15 protein-coding genes are annotated in these 20,811 nt (G+C 29.0%); 10 read left to right on the top strand and 5 right to left on the bottom strand.

Annotated features, from left to right (window positions below):
- Positions 1–10: 10 nt before the first annotated feature.
- Positions 11–1,240 carry a DUF4374 domain-containing protein gene (locus Q0T35_RS00510; RefSeq protein WP_295840421.1) on the bottom strand — a complete coding sequence of 410 codons (1,230 nt, stop codon included), beginning with the start codon at positions 1,238–1,240 and terminating at the stop codon, positions 11–13.
- Complete coding sequence (locus Q0T35_RS00515; protein WP_295840424.1) at positions 1,237–3,633, bottom strand: TonB-dependent receptor plug domain-containing protein; 2,397 nt, start codon at positions 3,631–3,633, stop codon at positions 1,237–1,239. Before Q0T35_RS00515 ends, Q0T35_RS00510 begins: the two co-directional genes overlap by 4 nt.
- Positions 3,634–3,770: 137 nt before the next feature.
- Between Q0T35_RS00515 and Q0T35_RS00520 the strand changes: the two genes are divergently transcribed.
- The 10 genes from Q0T35_RS00520 to recG all read left to right on the top strand — a co-directional run bounded on the left by Q0T35_RS00520 (position 3,771) and on the right by recG (position 16,187).
- Positions 3,771–4,760, top strand: a complete 990-nt coding sequence (locus Q0T35_RS00520) for an AraC family transcriptional regulator (RefSeq protein WP_295840426.1) — start codon at positions 3,771–3,773, stop codon at positions 4,758–4,760.
- Between the two features lie 206 nt (positions 4,761–4,966).
- Positions 4,967–6,235, top strand: a complete 1,269-nt coding sequence (gene serS, locus Q0T35_RS00525) for a serine--tRNA ligase (protein WP_293917853.1) — start codon at positions 4,967–4,969, stop codon at positions 6,233–6,235.
- Between the two features lie 10 nt (positions 6,236–6,245).
- Positions 6,246–6,665, top strand: coding sequence for a SufE family protein (locus Q0T35_RS00530; RefSeq protein ID WP_293917851.1), 420 nt, complete (start codon positions 6,246–6,248; stop codon positions 6,663–6,665).
- A gap of 10 nt (positions 6,666–6,675) precedes the next feature.
- On the top strand, positions 6,676–7,680 hold the full coding sequence (locus Q0T35_RS00535; protein WP_293917850.1) for a glycosyltransferase family 9 protein: 1,005 nt from the start codon (positions 6,676–6,678) through the stop codon (positions 7,678–7,680).
- A 266-nt stretch (positions 7,681–7,946) separates the two neighbouring features.
- On the top strand, positions 7,947–8,927 hold the full coding sequence (locus Q0T35_RS00540) for a pyruvate dehydrogenase complex E1 component subunit beta (RefSeq protein ID WP_295810296.1): 981 nt from the start codon (positions 7,947–7,949) through the stop codon (positions 8,925–8,927).
- Between the two features lie 114 nt (positions 8,928–9,041).
- Positions 9,042–10,238, top strand: a complete 1,197-nt coding sequence (gene clpX / locus Q0T35_RS00545; protein ID WP_295840429.1) for an ATP-dependent Clp protease ATP-binding subunit ClpX — start codon at positions 9,042–9,044, stop codon at positions 10,236–10,238.
- Between the two features lie 96 nt (positions 10,239–10,334).
- The gene (locus Q0T35_RS00550; RefSeq protein WP_295840431.1) at positions 10,335–12,347 is read left to right on the top strand and encodes a hypothetical protein; all 2,013 of its coding nucleotides are present in this window, start codon (positions 10,335–10,337) and stop codon (positions 12,345–12,347) included.
- Between the two features lie 15 nt (positions 12,348–12,362).
- On the top strand, positions 12,363–12,614 hold the full coding sequence (locus Q0T35_RS00555) for a hypothetical protein (protein ID WP_293919184.1): 252 nt from the start codon (positions 12,363–12,365) through the stop codon (positions 12,612–12,614).
- A 48-nt stretch (positions 12,615–12,662) separates the two neighbouring features.
- A complete protein-coding gene (locus Q0T35_RS00560) occupies positions 12,663–13,982 on the top strand; it encodes a TlpA disulfide reductase family protein (protein WP_293919186.1) in 1,320 nt (439 codons plus the stop codon).
- A 111-nt stretch (positions 13,983–14,093) separates the two neighbouring features.
- Positions 14,094–16,187 (top strand): ATP-dependent DNA helicase RecG, encoded by a 2,094-nt coding sequence (recG, locus tag Q0T35_RS00565; protein ID WP_295840826.1) that lies wholly within the window; start codon positions 14,094–14,096, stop codon positions 16,185–16,187.
- A 12-nt stretch (positions 16,188–16,199) separates the two neighbouring features.
- Here recG and rodA read toward each other — a convergent pair whose 3' ends face one another.
- From rodA to mreC, 3 genes are all read right to left on the bottom strand, one after another.
- Positions 16,200–17,435: a rod shape-determining protein RodA gene (gene rodA, locus Q0T35_RS00570; RefSeq protein WP_295810302.1), complete on the bottom strand. Its 1,236-nt coding sequence runs from the start codon at positions 17,433–17,435 to the stop codon at positions 16,200–16,202.
- A 3-nt stretch (positions 17,436–17,438) separates the two neighbouring features.
- Positions 17,439–19,463 (bottom strand): penicillin-binding protein 2, encoded by a 2,025-nt coding sequence (gene mrdA / locus Q0T35_RS00575; protein WP_293919262.1) that lies wholly within the window; start codon positions 19,461–19,463, stop codon positions 17,439–17,441.
- Between the two features lie 514 nt (positions 19,464–19,977).
- Complete coding sequence (mreC, locus tag Q0T35_RS00580; RefSeq protein ID WP_295840433.1) at positions 19,978–20,805, bottom strand: rod shape-determining protein MreC; 828 nt, start codon at positions 20,803–20,805, stop codon at positions 19,978–19,980.
- Positions 20,806–20,811 lie beyond the last annotated feature (6 nt).

A 20,811-nucleotide genomic window follows, 5' to 3' on the forward strand; every position in this document is an offset into this window, starting at 1 on the left:
TTATTTTTTATTATTTTTTTAAGAGCGACAATCCTGTTATTCCTTCCGATTCAACTACCAAGCCTCGTTTTGCGGAAGTAGTTTTCGGATCGATTACATACACAGTTGGTTGCTCATTAGTTGTAGTTACCGGCAAATAAATTTTCCCTTCACAGCTTAATGGCCATCCGGTAGCCGTGATTTGATCCTTTGAAGGAAAGCCTGCTCTTAACCAGTTAAAGGTTTTTGTACTCATTTTTAGAATTGCATATTGAGAGGCAGAACTTATAATTGAATAATCTAAATCATTATAAAACTCTAAAAGGAAATAATCTTCAGTTATATGGAAAACTTTTCGAAATCTATACCCACCTGATGCCTGTTCAATGTTATAATAGTAATCTTTATCAAATGAGGTACTTCCTTTTTTAATACATAAAGCTCCAGCCGGTTTTGTCGTTGCACTTTCAAAAGAACCTGAAAAAACATATACGTTTCCGGAATCATCTTTACCCATTTGAGAATACATAGCGGATCGCCATCTACCGGAAGAATAACTGATTCTATCATCTGAATAAATTCGTTTGACATTTAAATCTTCATCTAATGCCAATACGTATACTTTATCCGGGTCATTAGGAGTAACTAAAGCAGTAAGAAATTCTCCATTCCCAATATCCACAATACCACTTATGGTTGGATTATAACCATTGCCAACAATATTATTTGTATGTAATGTCTTTTGTTTGATAGATAAATCATTTCCTTTTTGTTCAATAAAACTGAATATGGCTCCGGTTGTTCCATCTGCTAAAGCTTGCGAACCTCTTGCAGCAATCATATAATCTCCAAAGTTCCCTACAGTATTATAGCTATTTACCTGAAATCCCATATCTCCATCTCCTTTCAATTTTTGTATCTTGCCATTTTGTCCAAGAATGAAGCAATATCCAACATAAGCTCCTCCTTGTCCATATACAAGTCCTACTAAAGACTTATAATTATTATTTATAAAATGAGTAAATACTCTCCCAACCTCTAACCCATTTCTGGACATAGTTGTTGTACCAGTATCTAAATGATCTGATGCCAACATATAGCTTGAACTCCCCATGGTAGCTGCTATTACAAATTTTTGAGTAGCATCATCATATCCGTTATTGTCAAAATCATTTACATTGTCATCACTTCCACAGCCTATTATAAATGTGGAAATAGTTATTAGTAAAAAAAATTTCGTTGTAAAAAATAGATCTCTCATATTGATTTTTTAGATTTTTTTTGTAATTGATAAAATAAATACCTTAATTTGATATAATAAGCTCTTCCTGGCTTCTGTAAGCTATAATTATCATAAAGAAATTCATTGGTTAAATTCTTTAGTTCAAATGAAACATTAAATGCTCCTTTATTGAAAGTATAGTTTATGATTATATCATGAGATAATTGCCCGGGTAAAGTATATTTTGATTTTTTTGTTCCTAAACTTTCCCAGTTGAGATAAAATTTCTCTATAAAGTTAAATGTGTACCCAATACTTAAGTTATTCCCTTTATGTACGATATTATTGATGTAATAAGCTGCATCAACATTTCCGAAAAAATAAGGAACATTAGGAATTCTGTCATTATAGGTAATATCTTTTCTATTTCCACTTATTGAGGAATAACGTTCTTTATTTCTTATATCTTGATAAGTTATATTTCCTCCAATCATATACTTATTTTTATAATAAAATTTAACCTCTGCATCTACTCCTATATTTCGCACTTTTCCATGGTTTACATAGGTTGCCGTTCCATAATGTTGCTCAATGATTCGCCGGATATAGTCTCGAGTATCTCTGTAATATCCATTTATATCAAAATATATAGCATTGGAATTTTTAAATTCTTTGTTGAGTATCATTCCAATATTATAGTTCATTGAATTTTCTGCTTTTAAAACTGAATTACCCATCTCTAATACTTCATCTCCAAAGAGCTCATTATCTGTTGGTAACCGATACGCTTTTTCAAAAGATCCTTTTAGCTGATAATCTTTTAAAAAATATGTAAATGCAATTCCATATCCAGTGGTATTAAACTTTTCTGTGTTTTCAACGTATTTTGAACCGTTTGTTACAGTAGAAATATTTTTAGGCCCCTTTACTTTTTCATAATAATATTTCCCAAAAGCAATCGCATTCCATATATTTCGATAATTAAATTTATATGATCCCGCCAAAATATTTTTTAGATTGGTTCTACGCATTGTGTCTTTTACAGAGCCTATTTCTACTATGGAAACCCGATCAGATTTTTTTCTTTTAAAATCTGTTATAACATCATTAATTGAAAAAGAATGCATTTCATTCCACTTATAGCTTAGATTAGCTGTAGCAGAATAATTATCATTGAAAAATTTTGAAAGTGAATAAATTCCTTCTCCCTTAGTTTTTTTTGGTACATAATCTCCAAACCAATTATATTGTCTCGCTGCCGTATCTGTATTTTTATTATAATTTCGATTATAGTTACCCGTCAGTTTGAAGTTTAATTTTTTAATTAAAAAATTATTCTTCTCATAAACCAAAGAAGGCATAACAGTCGTTCCCATTCTTTTTTTCAAACCATACACAATTTCCATCAAATTAGCATTTTGTATATCGGCATATTCTTCTCCTAATGTAATTCCGATTAAAAATCGATCTGCCCAACTTTTTTTAACAAACCCTAATTTTAAGATACCTGTCTCGTTGTGATATTTACCATGAAATCTTTTTACCCAAAATTTTTCTGATGAAAAAACATTTGTTTTTAAATCTAATACAGAGGTTTTGACTTTATAATTGTTATCTGAATAGTTTTGAAAAGCGTTTAATTGAATTGTAAATCCGGAGTTTGTTGTATGACCGAAATTAATATTGGTTTTATAGGTATTAAAAGAACCTGATGAATAGGATAAATCCATGTAGGTATTTGCGCTTTGTGCTGTTACAATATTAATTACTCCTCCAATGGCATCTGTACCAAATTCAATAGGAACCACCCCTTTATATATTTCAATGCGATCCGCAATATTTACAGGAATATTATTTAATTGAAAAGCTGTTCCAAATCCCTGCATAGGGACACCATCCATAAATAATTTTACATGTTTACCTGTAAAACCATTTAATGAGATAGACATGTCTGAACCTACTCCTCCCGATTCCCTTATTTTGACTCCGGGAGCTTTTTCAAGCATATGCGCCAAATCCAATGAACTATTATAAAATGATTTAGCATCTAATACAGTGACACTAAAAGGAATTTCTTTTGTTTTTTGGATAGCTGTTTTCCCTTTAATTATTACATCTTCAATATCTTTATATTGTATAGTTTTAAGTTCAATTACAATATTTTTATTCTCTTCTTTTTTTATGCTAATATTAAGACGCTGATTTTCATACTCATCTTTTGAAAAAATGAGAAAATAATTCCCTTCAGGTAAAAAAAGTTTAAAATATCCATTTTGATCTGTTTTAATAGCATAGTCGGTACCTTCAACTTCGACTTTTATTTCCTTTAGAGGAATATTATGTGATTTAACTTTTCCCTCTATTATTCCAAACTGTGCATATAAATGATCTGAAAATGAACAAATAATTAAAATAGTTATCAATAATTTCATGGAGTAGTAAGTTATATCTCTCAAATATTTTTTATTCCTTATCTTTGTTTAGACTAAATAAAGATTATTAGCAAAAGTAAAATTAAATAACATATAATAATACCATATTTGGTACAAAAAATAACATAAATAGTATAATGCGTATTTATTCTGAAATAGATAAGAAATTCCTGTTAAAACTTGAAATTCAAGATGAGTTGAATATAAATTTCCCTATTACTATAAACCAAAATTATATTGAAACAAATTGTGCAAGTGGGCTGCAAAAAGTTATACATACCAGTGGATTTTGTATAATTTTTCAAAATTTTACTGTATTAAACAATTTCGCAAATTCGTTGTCTATAGAAAAAGACTATATACAATTATCATTATTATTAAAAGGTAAAGTACAAATAATTAAGCCTTTAACTAAAACTATAAAAGATATTCAATCAGGTTTTTTACAATTAGCTTTTAAAAATAAAGATAATATAGATATAAAGGTGTTTAGTCAAAAAAAGACCATAAACTATACAAGAATCTTTATTTCAAAATCATTTATTTTATCTATATTTAAAAATGAAAAATGGTTTTCAGAAACTATATTATATAGGAAAATAAAATCCGATAATTATATAAATTTTGGTGAAATATTTTTACCTGTTAATTTTAATATCGTAAATATATTAAGTGAAATAGTTAAAAATTCAGAAATTGGAGTATTGGGTCACAGCTATTATCATATTAAATTCAAAGAATTATTTTTATTAATTTTAACAGAATTATCTACAAAGTATAAGGTGGTTAATCTTATAAAAAAAGAAGATTTAGATAAGATTAATATGGCTGAAGCTTATCTAAATACTCATTATGAAGAGCCTCCGACAATTAAGCAACTTTCTAAAATTATTCATTTAAATGAATTGAAACTCAAAACTGGCTTTAAAATTCTAAATAAATGTACTATTCATGATTATATAACAAACGTGCGTATGAAACATGCTCATCAAATGCTGTATAATAAATATCCTATAAACGAAATAGCTTTAGCGGTTGGGTATAAAAGTTCTTCTCATTTTATAACTTCTTTTAAAAAATTTTATGGAAAAACACCTAAACAATATATTATGGAACAATTGCCCTAAGTATTTTTTTACTTTTTTTATTAAAAATACAACTTTAATTATTTATTCATCAATCGCTACTAAAAAGTCATAAAATTTCATAAGCACATGGTGACATTCATCTCTTAAATTTAATTTCTACACACATATTTATTATCCCATTTTTAATCTCTATTAAATATTTATTTTTTTACACTAAATTTGCCTTTTAAAGATTTACATTAATTATGTTACAAGTTGCATTTATTAAAGATAATAAAGAAAAGGTCTTAGCTGGATTAAAGAAAAGAAATTTTAGCAAATTAGAACTTATCGATGAAATTCTTTCACTAGATGAATCAAGAAAAAAAATCCAATTTGATTTAGATTCACAACTTTCGGAAATGAATAAAATTTCAAAAGATATAGGAATTTTAATTAAAGACGGAAAAAAAGACGAAGCTGAACAAGCAAAATCTATGACCCTTTCTTTGAAGGAATCCACAAAAAAATTGCAACAAAATTTATCTGATACGGAAGAGAAATTAAAATTTGTTTTATATGAAGTTCCGAATATTCCAAACGATTTGGTTCCTGCCGGAATTAATGAAGAAGATAACTTAGAAGTGTTTAGACATTCGGCTAATGAAAATATTGATACTAATGCTTTACCTCATTGGGATCTTACCAAAAAATACGATCTAATTGATTTCGAACTGGGAGTCAAAATAACTGGAGCAGGCTTTCCCGTGTATAAAGGAAAAGGAGCAAGATTGCAGCGCTCTCTAATACAGTTTTTTTTAGATAAAAATGCTGAAGCAGGTTACACGGAAATTGTTCCTCCCTTCGTTGTCAATGAAGCATCGGGATACGGAACAGGGCAACTACCAGATAAAGAAGGACAGATGTATTACATTAATGAAGATGGACTTTATTTAATTCCAACTTCTGAAGTTCCTGTAACCAATATTTATAGAGATGTACTTCTAAACGAAAATCAATTGCCTATAAAATTAACTGCTTATTCTCCATGCTTTAGAAGAGAAGCTGGATCTTATGGTAAAGAGGTAAGAGGACTCAATAGATTACATCAGTTTGAAAAAGTTGAAATCGTTCGAATTGAAAAATCTGAAAATTCATATCAGGCTTTGGAAGAAATGGTTACTCATATAAAATCTCTATTAGAATCGTTACAGTTAACTTATCGTATATTACGATTGTGCGGAGGAGATTTAGGGTTCACATCAGCCATTACCTATGATTTTGAAGTATGGTCAGCGGCACAACAAAGATGGCTAGAGGTTAGTTCTGTTTCAAATTTCGAGACTTTTCAAGCTAATCGTTTAAAACTACGTTATAAATCAGAAGGTAAAAATAAACTTTGCCATACGCTAAACGGTTCTTCTCTAGCTTTGCCAAGGGTTTTAGCTGCTTTGCTTGAAAATCATCAAACAAGTGAGGGCATTACCATACCAAAGGCATTGGTTCCCTATACAGGTTTTGATCAAATAATTTAATTTTTTTAGCATGACTATTTCGGAGATACAACAAGAATTAATAAATGAATTTAATTTATTTGATACCTGGGAACAGCGGTATGAGTATGTTATTGAATTAGGTAAATCTCTGCCGAAAATGTCTGAAAAAATCAAAACAGAAGATAAATTGATTAAAGGCTGCCAATCTCAAGTTTGGCTGGATGCTAGAATGGAAAATGGTAAATTGTTTTTTGAAGCTGATTCTGATGCTATTTTACCGAAAGGAATAGCTGCTATTTTAGTGCGTATTTATTCGGGCCAGCGATTTGAGGACATATTAAAATCTGATGAAAATTTTATCGAGAAAATTGGTCTGCAAGAATTCTTATCTCCTACACGTGCAAATGGACTATTGGCAATGATCAAACAAATAAAATATTACGCAATTGCTTACTCTGCAAAAAAATAATTAGATAAAAGTGAGTAAGATTAAAGAAAAAATTTTAGTCTTTCGTTTTTCTGCAATGGGAGATGTCGCAATGACCGTACCCATTATAAGGGAATTTGTAGAGCAAAATAAGGAAGTAGAATTATTGATTGTTACTCGTCATTTTTTTTCGCCCTTTTTTCAATCAATTCCAAATACAACCATTATAGGAGTTGACATTGAAAACTATAATGGAATTGTAGGACTAAAAAAGCTCGCTGATGAGCTAAAAGAGTATAAGCCTACAATGATAGCAGATTTACACAATGTACTTAGAACTAGATTTTTAAAGCTATTTTTATATAAATATGTAAAAAAAATAGCTACTTTAGATAAAAATCGAAAAGAAAGAAAATTATTGACGCGTAAAAAAAATAAAAAACTATTTCCATTACGCCCTGTATCTGAATGTTATGCCGATGTTTTTAGAAAATTAGGATTCCATTTACAATTATCTCATAAACTTACTACTAGTCCAATCAAAAAAGAAAACTCTATCGGAATTGCTCCTTTCGCTAATTATAAAGAAAAAATGCTTCCTCTAAATAAGATGAAGGAAATATGTGTAAATTTAGCAAAAGAAAATTATCATATTTTTTTATTTGGAGGTGGAAAGGAAGAATCGGAAATTCTTGATTCATGGCAAAAATTACACCCTAACATACATTCCCTATCGGGCAAAATCACCTTAAAAGAGCAAATGAATTGTATTAGTCAATTGCCTGTAATGGTAACTATGGATTCCGCTAATATGCATATTGCTTCTCTTGTAGGAACAAAAGTTATTTCCATATGGGGTGCAACGCATCCTTTTGCCGGTTTTTTAGGTTACGGCCAGGAACAAAAAGATATCATACAAAATAATGATCTTGCTTGTAGACCTTGCTCAATTTTTGGAAATAAGACATGCTATAGAAAAGATTGGGCTTGTACAAGAAATTTAGACAATTTTGATATTTTAAACAAAATAAAAGATCAAATCATGATAAAAAATTAATTCTATTTTTTAATATTTATTCTTCGACTTTTTAAATGTAAAGGCATTTATATTTTATCATTGATAAAGATCTTACAATTATATCTCTTATATCCAGTCCTCGTAAAATAAACACATTAACAATATAAAAGATAAGAAAATAGCATCAGAAATTTATTTTATACAAAATAAATTCTCATTTTTATACAAATTTTCTTTTTTTTTAAACATAAAAGAATTTGATTGTACAAAAAATTCGTATTTTTGCCGTAATAATTTAAAGTACAATGAAGGAAGTTCAATTTAGACAGGCAATTTGCGAAGCCATGAGTGAAGAAATGAGAAGAGATTCTTCTATTTTTCTAATTGGTGAAGAAGTTGCTAATTATAATGGAGCTTATAAAGCATCCAAAGGAATGGTAGACGAATTCGGAGCCAAAAGAGTCATTGATTCCCCTATTGCTGAAAGTGGTTTTACAGGAATTAGCGTCGGTGCAGCTATGAACGGATGCCGCCCTATTGTAGAATTTATGACATTTAACTTTTCTTTGGTTGCTATCGACCAAATCATAAATAATGCAGCTAAGATTTACCAAATGACCGGTGGACAATGGAATGTACCAATCGTATTTCGTGGTCCTACTGCTTCAGCAGGACAATTAGGAGCTACCCATTCCCAAGCTTTTGAAAGTTGGTTTGCCAACTGTCCCGGATTAAAAGTTATTGTTCCGTCTAATCCTTATGACGCTAAAGGTTTATTGAAATCTGCCATTAGAGATAATGATCCTGTTATTTTCATGGAGTCTGAGCAAATGTATGGAGACAAAATGGAAATACCTGAAGATGAATTTCTAATACCTATAGGAGTTGCCGATATAAAGAAACCAGGGTCAGATGTTACCATTGTTTCCTTTGGAAAAGTAATGAAAGTAGCATTAGAAGCAGCTACAGAATTGGAAAAAGAAGGTATAAGTGCAGAAGTAATAGATTTGAGAACCGTTCGACCATTAGACTATGATACTGTAATTAATTCAGTTAAAAAGACTAATCGTTTGGTTTTATTGATTGAAGAGTGGCCGTTTGCTTCTATAGCCAGCGAAGTAGCTTATATGGTACAACAAAAAGCATTTGATTATTTAGATGCACCTATAAAAAGAATTACAACCGCAGATGCGTCAGCACCTTATTCATCCTCTTTATTTTCTAAATGGTATCCAAACGTTAATCAAGTAATTACTGCGGTTAAAAATACTTTATATAAAAAATAATTCATATTTATTTTCTTTAAAAGAATAATTAAAAATATTTTCAGGTTTCAATTTTAATAAGTAAATTAATTTTGAAGCCTGAATTTTAAATTAATATCAGCTTTATAAAAGCTTATGGAACAAAAATGCACTTTTTGCGGTAGAAAAAAATCGGAAGTTCAATTGTTAATAGCCGGACTTCATGGTCACATATGTAATGACTGTATTGAACAGGCTCATCATATTGTTGCTCAGGAAGAAAATCACAAAGAAAACAAAGCATTTGAACTTCAAATAAAAAAACCGAAAGAGATAAAAGATTTTTTAGATCAATATGTAATAGGACAAGAAAATGCAAAAAAAACATTGTCTGTTGCGGTCTATAATCATTATAAAAGACTAGCTCATTCTTTAGAAGTAGATCGGGAAGTCGAAATTGAAAAATCAAACATTTTGATGGTTGGCGAAACAGGCACCGGAAAAACACTTATTGCTAAATCTATTGCAAAACTTCTGGATGTTCCCTTTACAATCGTAGATGCTACTGTGCTAACCGAAGCCGGTTATGTCGGCGAAGATGTAGAAAGCATTCTCACTCGTTTATTACAAGCCGCAGATTACAATGTTGAAAAAGCTGAACAAGGAATAGTTTTCATTGATGAAATAGATAAAATTAGTAGAAAAAGTGACAATCCTAGTATCACTCGCGATGTTTCAGGAGAAGGTGTACAACAAGCCTTATTAAAACTTTTAGAAGGAAGTATTATTAATGTACCTCCTCAAGGAGGCAGAAAGCACCCGGATCAAAAATATATTCAAGTAAATACACAAAACATTTTATTTATAGCGGGCGGTGCTTTTTCAGGAATTAATAAAATAATCTCAAACAGACTAAATAAAAACTCAATCGGATTTAGTAATACAACCGATATAAATGTTGAAAAAGAGCATATTTTATCTCAAGTTAATGCAACCGACTTAAAAAATTTCGGTCTTATTCCTGAATTATTGGGAAGATTTCCGGTAATTACTAATCTAGAGCCGTTAGATGAGAATGCAATGCTTCAAATTTTGACTAAACCTAAAAATGCAATAATTAAACAATATCAGGCCCTTTTTAAATTAGATAATATAGATCTTTCGATTACTGAAGATGTTTTAAAAGAAATTGTAAAAGAAACTCAGCTCTTAGGCTTAGGAGCAAGAGGACTAAGAAGCATAGCCGAAAATTTATTTTCTCAAATTAGTTATGATATTGACAATTATAAAGGAAATTTATTTATAGATATGGATAAATTTGTCATCTTAACAAAACACAAATCAATAAAATAAAAAAAAATGGCTTGTGAATAATATTTTTATTTATCTTTGCATTACTAGTATATATTATATTTAATAAATAAATTTTAACTAATAAATACTTAATAAATGAAAATAAAATTTATACCCTTACTTTTTGTATTGGGTTGTATTGCAAGCAATTCACAAATAACCACAACGGGTGGGGCGAAGTTCTTTGTGAGTCAAGGTACGACTCTATATAGTACTGGTGACATAACTATAGAAAGCAGTTCGGATGTATTTACCAATAAAGGTAATATAAAAATATCAGATGGTACTTTAAAAAATAATAGTCTTCCTAAAAATTTTGTACTTTCTTATGATGATGAACAAAAGTATGGTCAATTAATTATTGCAACTAATAAACGCAGTATTGGAACAATAACTTTACAGAAAAAATTACCGGATGGAACTGGAACATCTGGTGAAATTCTTTTCGGAACACCATTTATAAATTATACCTATGATCAATTTGTAAAAGATGTTTCAAACTCAAGTATCAATGCACCTGACTTAATATGTGGTTTATTTTCTATAAACAACAATTGCGGGGGCAATGCAACTAAATGGTTAAAACATCCTGTTTTTACTTGGAGAGAAGATCGATTTAGATTTGATCCTTTCCAAAAAGATGAAAAATTTATTCCTGGAAAACATTATTCTTTTAGAGCAGAAAGTTTTGCTAGTGGTTCTAACCTTAGTGATATTATTTCATTTATTGGATCTCCTTATGTTGCAGGAACCAGTCCTAATGATGGAGGAGTATCTTCAAATCTGTCCCTCTCTGTTATCGACAGAATCGGTACAGGATATCAAATTGGATCTAATAGCGCAAACGGATATGGTATCTATTATTGGACCTATTTAAATGATCCTTTTGTTCCCGGTATAACTTTTAATCAATCTACTACTAATGACGAATTAAACAATGCCAACTATTGGACTAATATGTTGCGCATGGTTAATCCGTATACTTCTAATTTGGATATAAATGAATTATTAAAAGAAAATATTAGAAATAATGAGATTATAGGTATTGGTAGTGACGGTAATATAATGGAACGTGTTGTTGATGGGTATACAAGATACAAGACAAAATATCAAAGACAAACCTTCGGTCCTGGTGACTCGGTATTCGGTGACGATTTAAGTGTAATTCCTCCTATGACCAATTTTTTTATAAAAACTATCCCAAATAGTAGAGTAAAAGTAAATTTGTATACAAATAGTAGTATTCAGACTTTTAAATCATCAAATTATAAATTTGATAAAGGAAATGTTTACGCTAAAGGGAGTGAACAAATGAATAGAAGTTCTGCCTATTCAGTTAACAATGAAAAATATCAGTTAAATCTTGAATTATATTCAGGTAATACGTTTTATGGTAACACTTATGTAGCAGCGGGTTCCGATCTCATAACCGGAGAAGTAAATAAATGGGAAGCAACAGGTTTAAATAATAACGATGACACAAGTATATATACTATACCGGAATCAAATACAGGAGGAATTCAAGCTGGATATGAAAATACAAAATTATATATTAATGTAATTAATTCAAATGATGCTTCTAGAATTGCTATACCGGTAGGTATAAATCTGAATGATAATGATAAGGGAAATGAATTTACATTTAAGTCAGAGCTTAAATTAAATATGGTTCCTTTAGTGGATGAAGGAAAAACAAATTTTGATAATTCAAATGCAAAATTTTATTTTCATGATAAATTAACTAATGTAGTTAAAGAAATCGATACAAACTTTACTTATAGTACAAAACTTAACGAATCTACTAATGATAGATTCGAAATCTTTTGGAAAGAGCCTGGAACCTTAGGAAATGAGGATATCAATGCCCTATCAGGCTTAACTACTATTTATAAGACAGGAAATGAATATAAAGTCAAATTTGACAAAAATTGGCAAAAGGCTGAAGTAAATATTTTTAACGTTTTAGGTCAGTTAATTTCTACAGAAAAGAATATTAATACGAATAATGACTATCTACTACCAATTTATACTACATCTTCATCTTTGTACGTTATAGTAGTAATTAATCAAATTACCGGTGAGAAAATAACTAAAAAAATAGTTAAATAATAAAGTAAATTTGAAATGAAAAAATTATTTTCCATAATACTTATAGTCCTAGTTTATAGCCATTCTTTTGCCTACAATATATTGCAAGTTGTAGTTGAAACAGAAGAAGTTCCACCTATACCATCTGCTGAAGGAGATTCGGTAGCTTATGGAATTGGTATCCCAGGCAAAACTACTCCCATCAATTTTATAGTACCTTTTTTATTTATAAGTGCTATATTTTTAATACTTTATATATATAAAAAGAGAAGAATAAAATCTATATAAAGATTTAATTTTATAAATTAGCCTTGTTAAAAATAACAAGGCTTTTTTATGAAAAAAATTTCAATTACATCTTTTTTAATTCTCACCTGCTTATTAACTCAAGCACAGTTTGTTTTTAAAGGTTCTATCTCTAATTATTCTAACAAAAGAATATTAGTAAAAATAGATAGAGCATTTGATGATATACTTATAGGAAATATAACCACCAATTCAAAAGGAGATTTTTCAGTTCCTATTAAAGAAAAATATTCTGGAATAATTGAAATTTCATTACTTGACGCAAAAAAAAATTTCAACTTTATATCTGACAATACCAATATCGATTTTACCGCCTCAATCGGTCCTTCGGGGGAGTTTCGTATAAACAATCCTGGTAATTTAATTAATGTTAGATACCAAGATTATATCAATTTTGATATTAAAAAAAATTCCATACTTAATCAATTACAATTTTTTTTAGAATATTATAACTCACAAGACCAATTTTATCTACCTCTAAAAAATGAAATTCAAAGAATATCTACTACAAAGCAACCTGATATCTCCGAGTATCCTTTTTTAACATATTATATAAAAACTTCTGACCTTATCAAAAATTCAGAAATAGAGAACGGTGACATTCTCTCGAATAAAAATTTAATATTAAATCATTTAAAGAATGATGGGGAAGAATTTGATACTTCCGGTTTAGGAAGATCTCTTTTATACAATTATTTAAAATTGTCCACAACCGGAGCTTCCACTCAAAATGATTGGGAAAATAAGATTGATAAAGCTATAGAAATTTTATTAGATGAAGTGGGTGAAGATACTAACAGAGGTCAAGAAATACTATCAGCTACTATCAATTTTCTTAATGGATACGGAGTTGATAATCTTGCAGAAAAATATATAAAAAGAGCAGAATCTTTAACTTGTGAAATTAGTCCGGAACTTAAAGAAACCATTAAAACTAATAATTCAATAAAAGAAGGAAAAATAATTCCAAATATAAAATTTACCCATAAATTAAATGGTAAATATCAAAATTTGTATGATATTAAAACCAAATATAAATTAATTATAGTATGGGCATCATGGTGTAGACATTGTAACCAAGAATTGCCATTTATTAAGCAATTTTATGAAAATTTCAAAAATTCTGGTGGTGAAATTATTGGACTTTCTGTAGATTATAATAAAGAGGATTGGGAAAATGTTATAAAAGAAACTCCTTGGTTAAATGATTCTGATTTATTATACTGGGATAGTAAGTTTGCAAAAGAACTTAATGTTACAGGTACTCCAACTATATTTTTGCTAGATAAAAATAATAAGATATTAAAAATAACATCTAAAATTTCCAATATTAATAATTTAATTAAATAATTTGATATTAGTATAAAATTTTATGAGAAGGAAATAATTCCTTCTCATTTTTTATATATGTATATTTTAAGTTGATTAAATGTAGTTTCTTATTTTTGTATTATGAGTACGATATATCTTCAATCTTCCATTGAATATGTTAAAGGTATAGGAACTGAAAAAGCTAATTTATTAAAAAAACAGCTTAATATACACACGTGCGAAGATTTTTTAAATTACTTCCCTTATAGATATGTCGATAAAAGTAAAATATATAAAATAAATCAAATTGGCGTCTCTTCAGCTGAAATTCAATTAAAAGGTAAAATAGTTTCATTAAAGGAATCTAATATAAATAAAAAAAATAGATTAACCGGAATTTTTGAAGATTCTACTGGAAAATTGGAACTTATATGGTTCAATGTTACTAATTGGCTAATTAAGAGCATTCCGTTAAATGAAGAAATTATATTGTTTGGAAAAGTCAATGCTTTTAATGGAAAATTAACCATGGCTCATCCTGAAATTGAAAAAACTGTTGAAACTAAACTATCTCCTATTGTCCTTGAACCAGTTTATTCTAGTTCAGAAAAAATTCAAAAGAGAGGTATTAATCAACGCTTTTTTAAAAAAGCTATTAGAGAAATTTTACTAAATATTCAAAACCAAATTGAAGAAAATTTATCATCTGATATTTTAGTGCATTATAAATTAATATCTCGTAAAAAAGCATATGAAGACATACATTTTCCTAGTTCATATAATGCTTTGCAACAGGCTGAATATCGATTGAAATTTGAAGAAATGTTTTTTTTTCAACTGGGATTCGGTTTACAAAAAATTCATAGACAACGTCAAAATTTAGGACATCCTTTTACAAAGGTTGGCAACTATTTCAATCAATTTTATAGTTACCATTTACCTTTCACTTTAACAAATGCTCAAAAAAAAGTAATTAAAGAAATACGTAAAGACCTAAGTAAAAATATTCAAATGAATAGGTTATTGCAAGGCGATGTAGGAAGTGGGAAAACTATGGTTGCTTTGTTATGTATGCTTTTAGCATTAGATAATGGTTTTCAAGCTTGTATGATAGCTCCAACTGAAATTTTAGCCGTTCAACACTTTAAAAGTATTACCGATTTGGTCAATGAAATGGACATTACAATTCATTTGTTAACAGGATCGACTCCGACTTCAGAAAGAAAAATTATATTTGAGAAACTACAATCAGGTGAAATCAATATATTAGTAGGAACCCATGCTATTTTAGAAGAAAATGTGCTATTTAAAAATTTAGGATTAGCTATTATTGATGAACAACATAGATTTGGGGTAGAACAACGTTCTCGGTTATGGGGTAAAAATACAATACCTCCCCATATACTTGTTATGACCGCTACTCCGATACCTAGAACATTAGCCATGAGCTATTACAGCGACTTGGATGTATCGATAATTGATGAACTACCGAAAGGAAGAAAAGAAATAAAAACTTTTCATAAAACTGACGCAAACAGATTATCTGTTTTTGGTTTTCTTAAGAATGAGATCAAAAAAGGAAGACAGGTATATTTTGTATATCCGCTTATCGAAGAAAGCGAAACCTTGGATTACAAAGACCTTATGGATGGTTATGAAAGCATAGTAAGAGATTTCCCTATGCCCAATTATCAAATAAGTATCATTCATGGAAAAATGAAAGCTGCTGATAAAGAGTATGAAATGCAACGTTTTGTCAATAATCAAACTCAAATCATGATTGCCACTACTGTTATTGAGGTGGGAGTAAATGTACCCAATGCTAGTGTAATGGTCATTGAAAGTGCTGAAAAATTCGGTTTATCACAGTTACATCAATTAAGAGGAAGAGTCGGAAGAGGAGCTGATCAATCTTATTGTATACTTATGACTAAGTTGGAGCTTTCTAATGATGCACAAAAAAGAATTTCAACGATGTGTGAGACTAACGATGGATTTAGAATATCCGAAGTAGATTTAGAATTAAGAGGTCCCGGAAATATTTTAGGCACCCAACAAAGTGGTACAATAAATTTTAATAAAGCTGATTTGATACATGATAAAGCCATTGTGTCATTATCTAAATCTTGCGTAGACAATTTATTATTTGAAGATCCTGATCTTATGCTTGAAAAAAACAGGCCGATAAGAAAATTCTTTTTGTCTCATCATAAAAATAAAGTTAGATGGTCAAAAATTAGCTAGAATCTTTATTGATTATATAAGTCTATTTCTATCTGAATAATTTAAACGTAAAAAAATAAAAATAAATAATGAAAAACCTAGTAATGAACTACCGCCATAGCTGAAAAAGGGTAATGGAATACCTACCGTTGGAAATAAACCTATAACCATTCCTATATTTATTAAAAAGTGCATAAATAAAATAGAAGCTAATGAGTATCCCATAACTCTGGAAAATGCACTTTTTTGAGTTTCTGCTAAATAGTATATACGAGCTATTAGGCAAGTATATAAACAAATTAAAATGGTGCATCCGACAAACCCCCATTCTTCTCCAACTGTACAAAATATATAATCAGTTTGTTGTTCTGGAACAAATTTTCCTGCTGTTACACTGCCTTGTTTATATCCTTTCCCCCAAAAACCTCCTGACCCTATGGCTGTTTTTGAATATAAAAGATTATATCCGGCCGTATCTCTATATTTCCTTTCTCCTTCATATAAAACTAAAATTCGTTCTTTTTGATGTTTAGGTAAATTTTCAAATATAAATGGAGAACATATACTTACTAGGCTTGAAATGGATAAAAATATTATTATAAATAAAATATTTATTTGCTGATTCCATCTAATTTTTTTTCTAAATATAAATAAGAATGCAATTATGAATGAAGCTAATATCAATATAATAATCCAAGAAGGTATCCATATAGATACTAAAAACAATAGTAAAAAATAAAATCCTATTACAAATAGCCATCCGGTCATACCTTCTCTGTATAAAGCAATAAAATAGGCTATAAACACAAGTATTGATCCAACATCCGGCTGCAAGAGTATCAATACAATAGGAATAAATATTATAAGAAACGATATTGCTAACGATTGATTATTTTTTATGTTAAAATTAGGTGAGTCAATATAATTAGCTAACATAAGAGCTGTAGAAATTTTAGCTAACTCAACCGGCTGTAGGCTAAATCCTCCGATTCTATACCATGCTTTGGCTCCATTAACATAACTGCCAAAAAATAAAACCCCTGCGAGTAAGAATAAACCTAGAATATAAAATAAACCTGCAAAATTTTCGAAAAATTTCGGGCGAACGAGAAAGGTGGAAGTGCCCAGCGTTAAAGATATTAGAAGCCAAATTAATTGCTTAGTTCCACTCGAACTATCAACACTATATATATTTGCTATACCAAATAGGGCTATAAACAAATATAAAAATAACATTAACCAATCTATTCCTCTAAAAATTTTATTCATTTTTTAATCACCCATAAAATTATCTAATATTTTAGCCTTTGTTGTATCACTTTTACTAATTATATTTTGTATTAATCTTTGCTTTTCTTTAGCAATTAATTTTTTATTTATTTTAATTTTATTAATGCTATCTTTTAAAGACTGCGGTAAATTCGTTGGAATATATTTTCCTGTTCTTTTTAAATAATCATTCCATTGCCTCAAATATTCATTTTTAAAATCAGCCTTTATTATACTTTCTTCCATTGCCTTTCTCTCTATAGTACCGGTAAGATATTGTTCTGCTATAAGAGACGCGATAGGACCTGCATAAGTAGCTCCAAATCCGCCATTTTCTACTACCACGGCCACAGCAATTTTGGGTTTATCTACAGGAGCTATTAAAACAAATATGGAATGATCTTTTCCATGAGGATTTTGAGAGGTTCCTGTTTTTCCTTCTTGGCTAAATGTATTGGTAAAAATTCTACGTCCCGTACCCGACAATACCACCATATTCATCCCTTTATTTACAATATCGAAATATTTTCTTTCCACTTTTGTTTGTTTGGGTATAATAAATTGTGGATCCGCTATAGGTTTTCCATCAATTGCTTTTACTATGTGAGGGGTATAAAAAAAACCTCTGTTAGCAATGACGGCTGTATAATTAGCAATTTGTAAAGGCGTTGCTAAAATTTCACCTTGACCTATTGAATTTGATATAATCGTATATATATTCCATTTATCTTTTCCGTAGCGTTTATTATAATAGTGTGTATCCGGAATATTACCTTTACTTCCTACTGGTAAATCATTACGCATAAACTCACCAACAGCAAAACTTTTAACAATATCACTCCATTCATCAATACTCTTCTCAATATTGCCCGGGTATTTATTAAGTATTCTTACATAGGCTTCTGCAAAATAATTATTACATGATTTTTGAATTGCTTTATCTATTGTTATGGGAGTATAAAAATATCCACAATGACAACCTATTTTACGATTACCGTAATGAAAACCATGTTTACAAACAAAAGTTGTATTCTCATCTATTACTCCCATTTGCATGGCTGCTAATCCATTTATTAGTTTAAATGTTGAACCTGGAGGATAAGATGCTTGGACAGACCTGTCGTACATAGGTTTGTTCATTGAATCCATTTGTAAAGTGTGTATATGCTTATTCTTATCTCTACCTACAAAAACAGATGGATCGATAACCGGAGATGAGGCCATCACTAAAATTTCTCCATTATTAGGATCTAATGCAACTACTCCTCCTCTTTTATTTGTTAATAGTCTTTCTGCTAAATTTTGTAATTCATAATCAATTGATAAAGTAATATCTTTTCCACTTTGCATTTGCTGATCAAATTCTCCATCTTTATAAGAACCTATACTTCTCAATCTTCTATCTTTTTGAATATATTTAACCCCTTTTATCCCTCTTAAATACTTTTCATATGATTTTTCAACGCCAGTCATCCCGGCTAAATTTCCTGGCATATAATAGCTAGAATCGGATTTTATATATTTTTCATTAACTTCATTAATATATCCTAATATATTTCCTGCTGAATGTACAAGATAATTCCGTTCAGGAGTTCTTACTATTGAAAAAGCATTATATTTAAATAATTTTTCCTGAATCCTTGCTAAATCTTCACTTGTTAGTCCTTTCATAAAGGTCATTGGAACCAGGTTATTATATATTTTTTTATTCGATTTGATATATTTTATTTTTTTTATAAAATCCTCTTTTGTTATATTAACTAACTTACAAAAACCTATGGTATCAAAATTTTTTTCCATTTGGGATTGGGTAAAGGTTAATTCATAGGAAGGTGTATTTCCTACTAATATTTTACCATTTCTATCCATTATATATCCTCTTAAAGGAATTTGGTATTCTGCTTTTATAGATGTATTTGCTGCGTTTAATTTATATTTTTCAGTAAACAATTGTAAGTAGGATATACGTGCGATAAAAGTTAACGCAAAAAAAATAAGTACTCCTATCAAGATTTGAAATTTTTTCACTATCCAATTTTATTTTTAAAGAAAGCGTAAAGAATGATAATAAATAAAAATGAAAATACAGATGTTATTAGAGCGTCTTTTATTACATCTAATATCATAGATATTTTAAAACTTTCTAAAATAAATAAACTTAGATGATGTATAAGTATAATTACAATTATATAAGAAGTTAATTGAATGAAATTTAAATCTGAAAATTTTAATAATTTCATCTCTCTATGCATGTCTGAAATATATCGTATAATAAAATTTCTTATATAAGCTATTAATACAGATGAAAAAGCATTTACCCCTCCAGTATCCATAAAGCAGTCCATACCAAAACCCAATAGAAATGAAAATATTAAAAATAAATAACTAGAAGATTTATCATAGGGATAAAAAATTATCCATATAATATAAATTATAGGATTATACTTATGGAAAAAACATATATTATTAAATACGAAAATCTGTACTAATATTATAATGGGTATTAAAATTAAATTAATTAATGTATATCTAGTAAGCATTATTAATTGATCGAATCTTTCAAAATTTTTATTTCATCTTTATCCAATTTATCCACAACATATACTTTTTGTATATTACCCATATCTTGAAATAATTCTACTGAAATATTCCAATTACCAGTCTCTTCATCTATAGATTTGCTACTAACTCTTCCGATCAATATACCTTCTGGATATACCTTTGACTTACCATCGGTTTCAATGGTATCTCCTACTTTTACTCCTACATATTTAGGAATATCCGATAATGTCATAATTCGTGGATCTTCTCCTTGCCATAACAGCGTACCATAATATTTACTTGATTTTAATCTAGCATTTATTCTTGTATTTTTATTAAGTATGGATATGACTTTTGAATAATTTTTTGTACAATTAATAATCATTCCAACAACACCAGTAGAAGTAATTACTCCCATTTCCGGACTTATCCCTTGATTTGTACCTCTATCAATAATTAAATAATTGTTTGATCTGGTAATTGAATTAGATATTATATCAGCATTAGTATAATAATATTTTTGCTTATATTTGGTAGTATCCAACATAGCAAAAAACTCAGGTTTTATTATTTTTGTCTTTCCTAAGAACTTATTTCTATATTCTTTGTTTTCTTCAATTAAACGTTCATTCTCTTCTTTAAGATTTAAGTAAGATGTTAAATAAGAAATTTTATTATCAAAAAAACCTGTAAATGATATTATTTTACCTTCAAGAATTGAATTATGATAAATATTCTTATTAAAGGAAAAAAAAAGCGCTAATATCTGTAAAAATAAAAATAGTAAAAATCTACTATTTTTTGATAGAAAATTTACCAATACAGACATTAAAAT

Origin of the sequence: uncultured Apibacter sp. (assembly GCF_946479295.1) — a bacterium.
Classification (GTDB): Bacteria; Bacteroidota; Bacteroidia; order Flavobacteriales; family Weeksellaceae; genus Apibacter.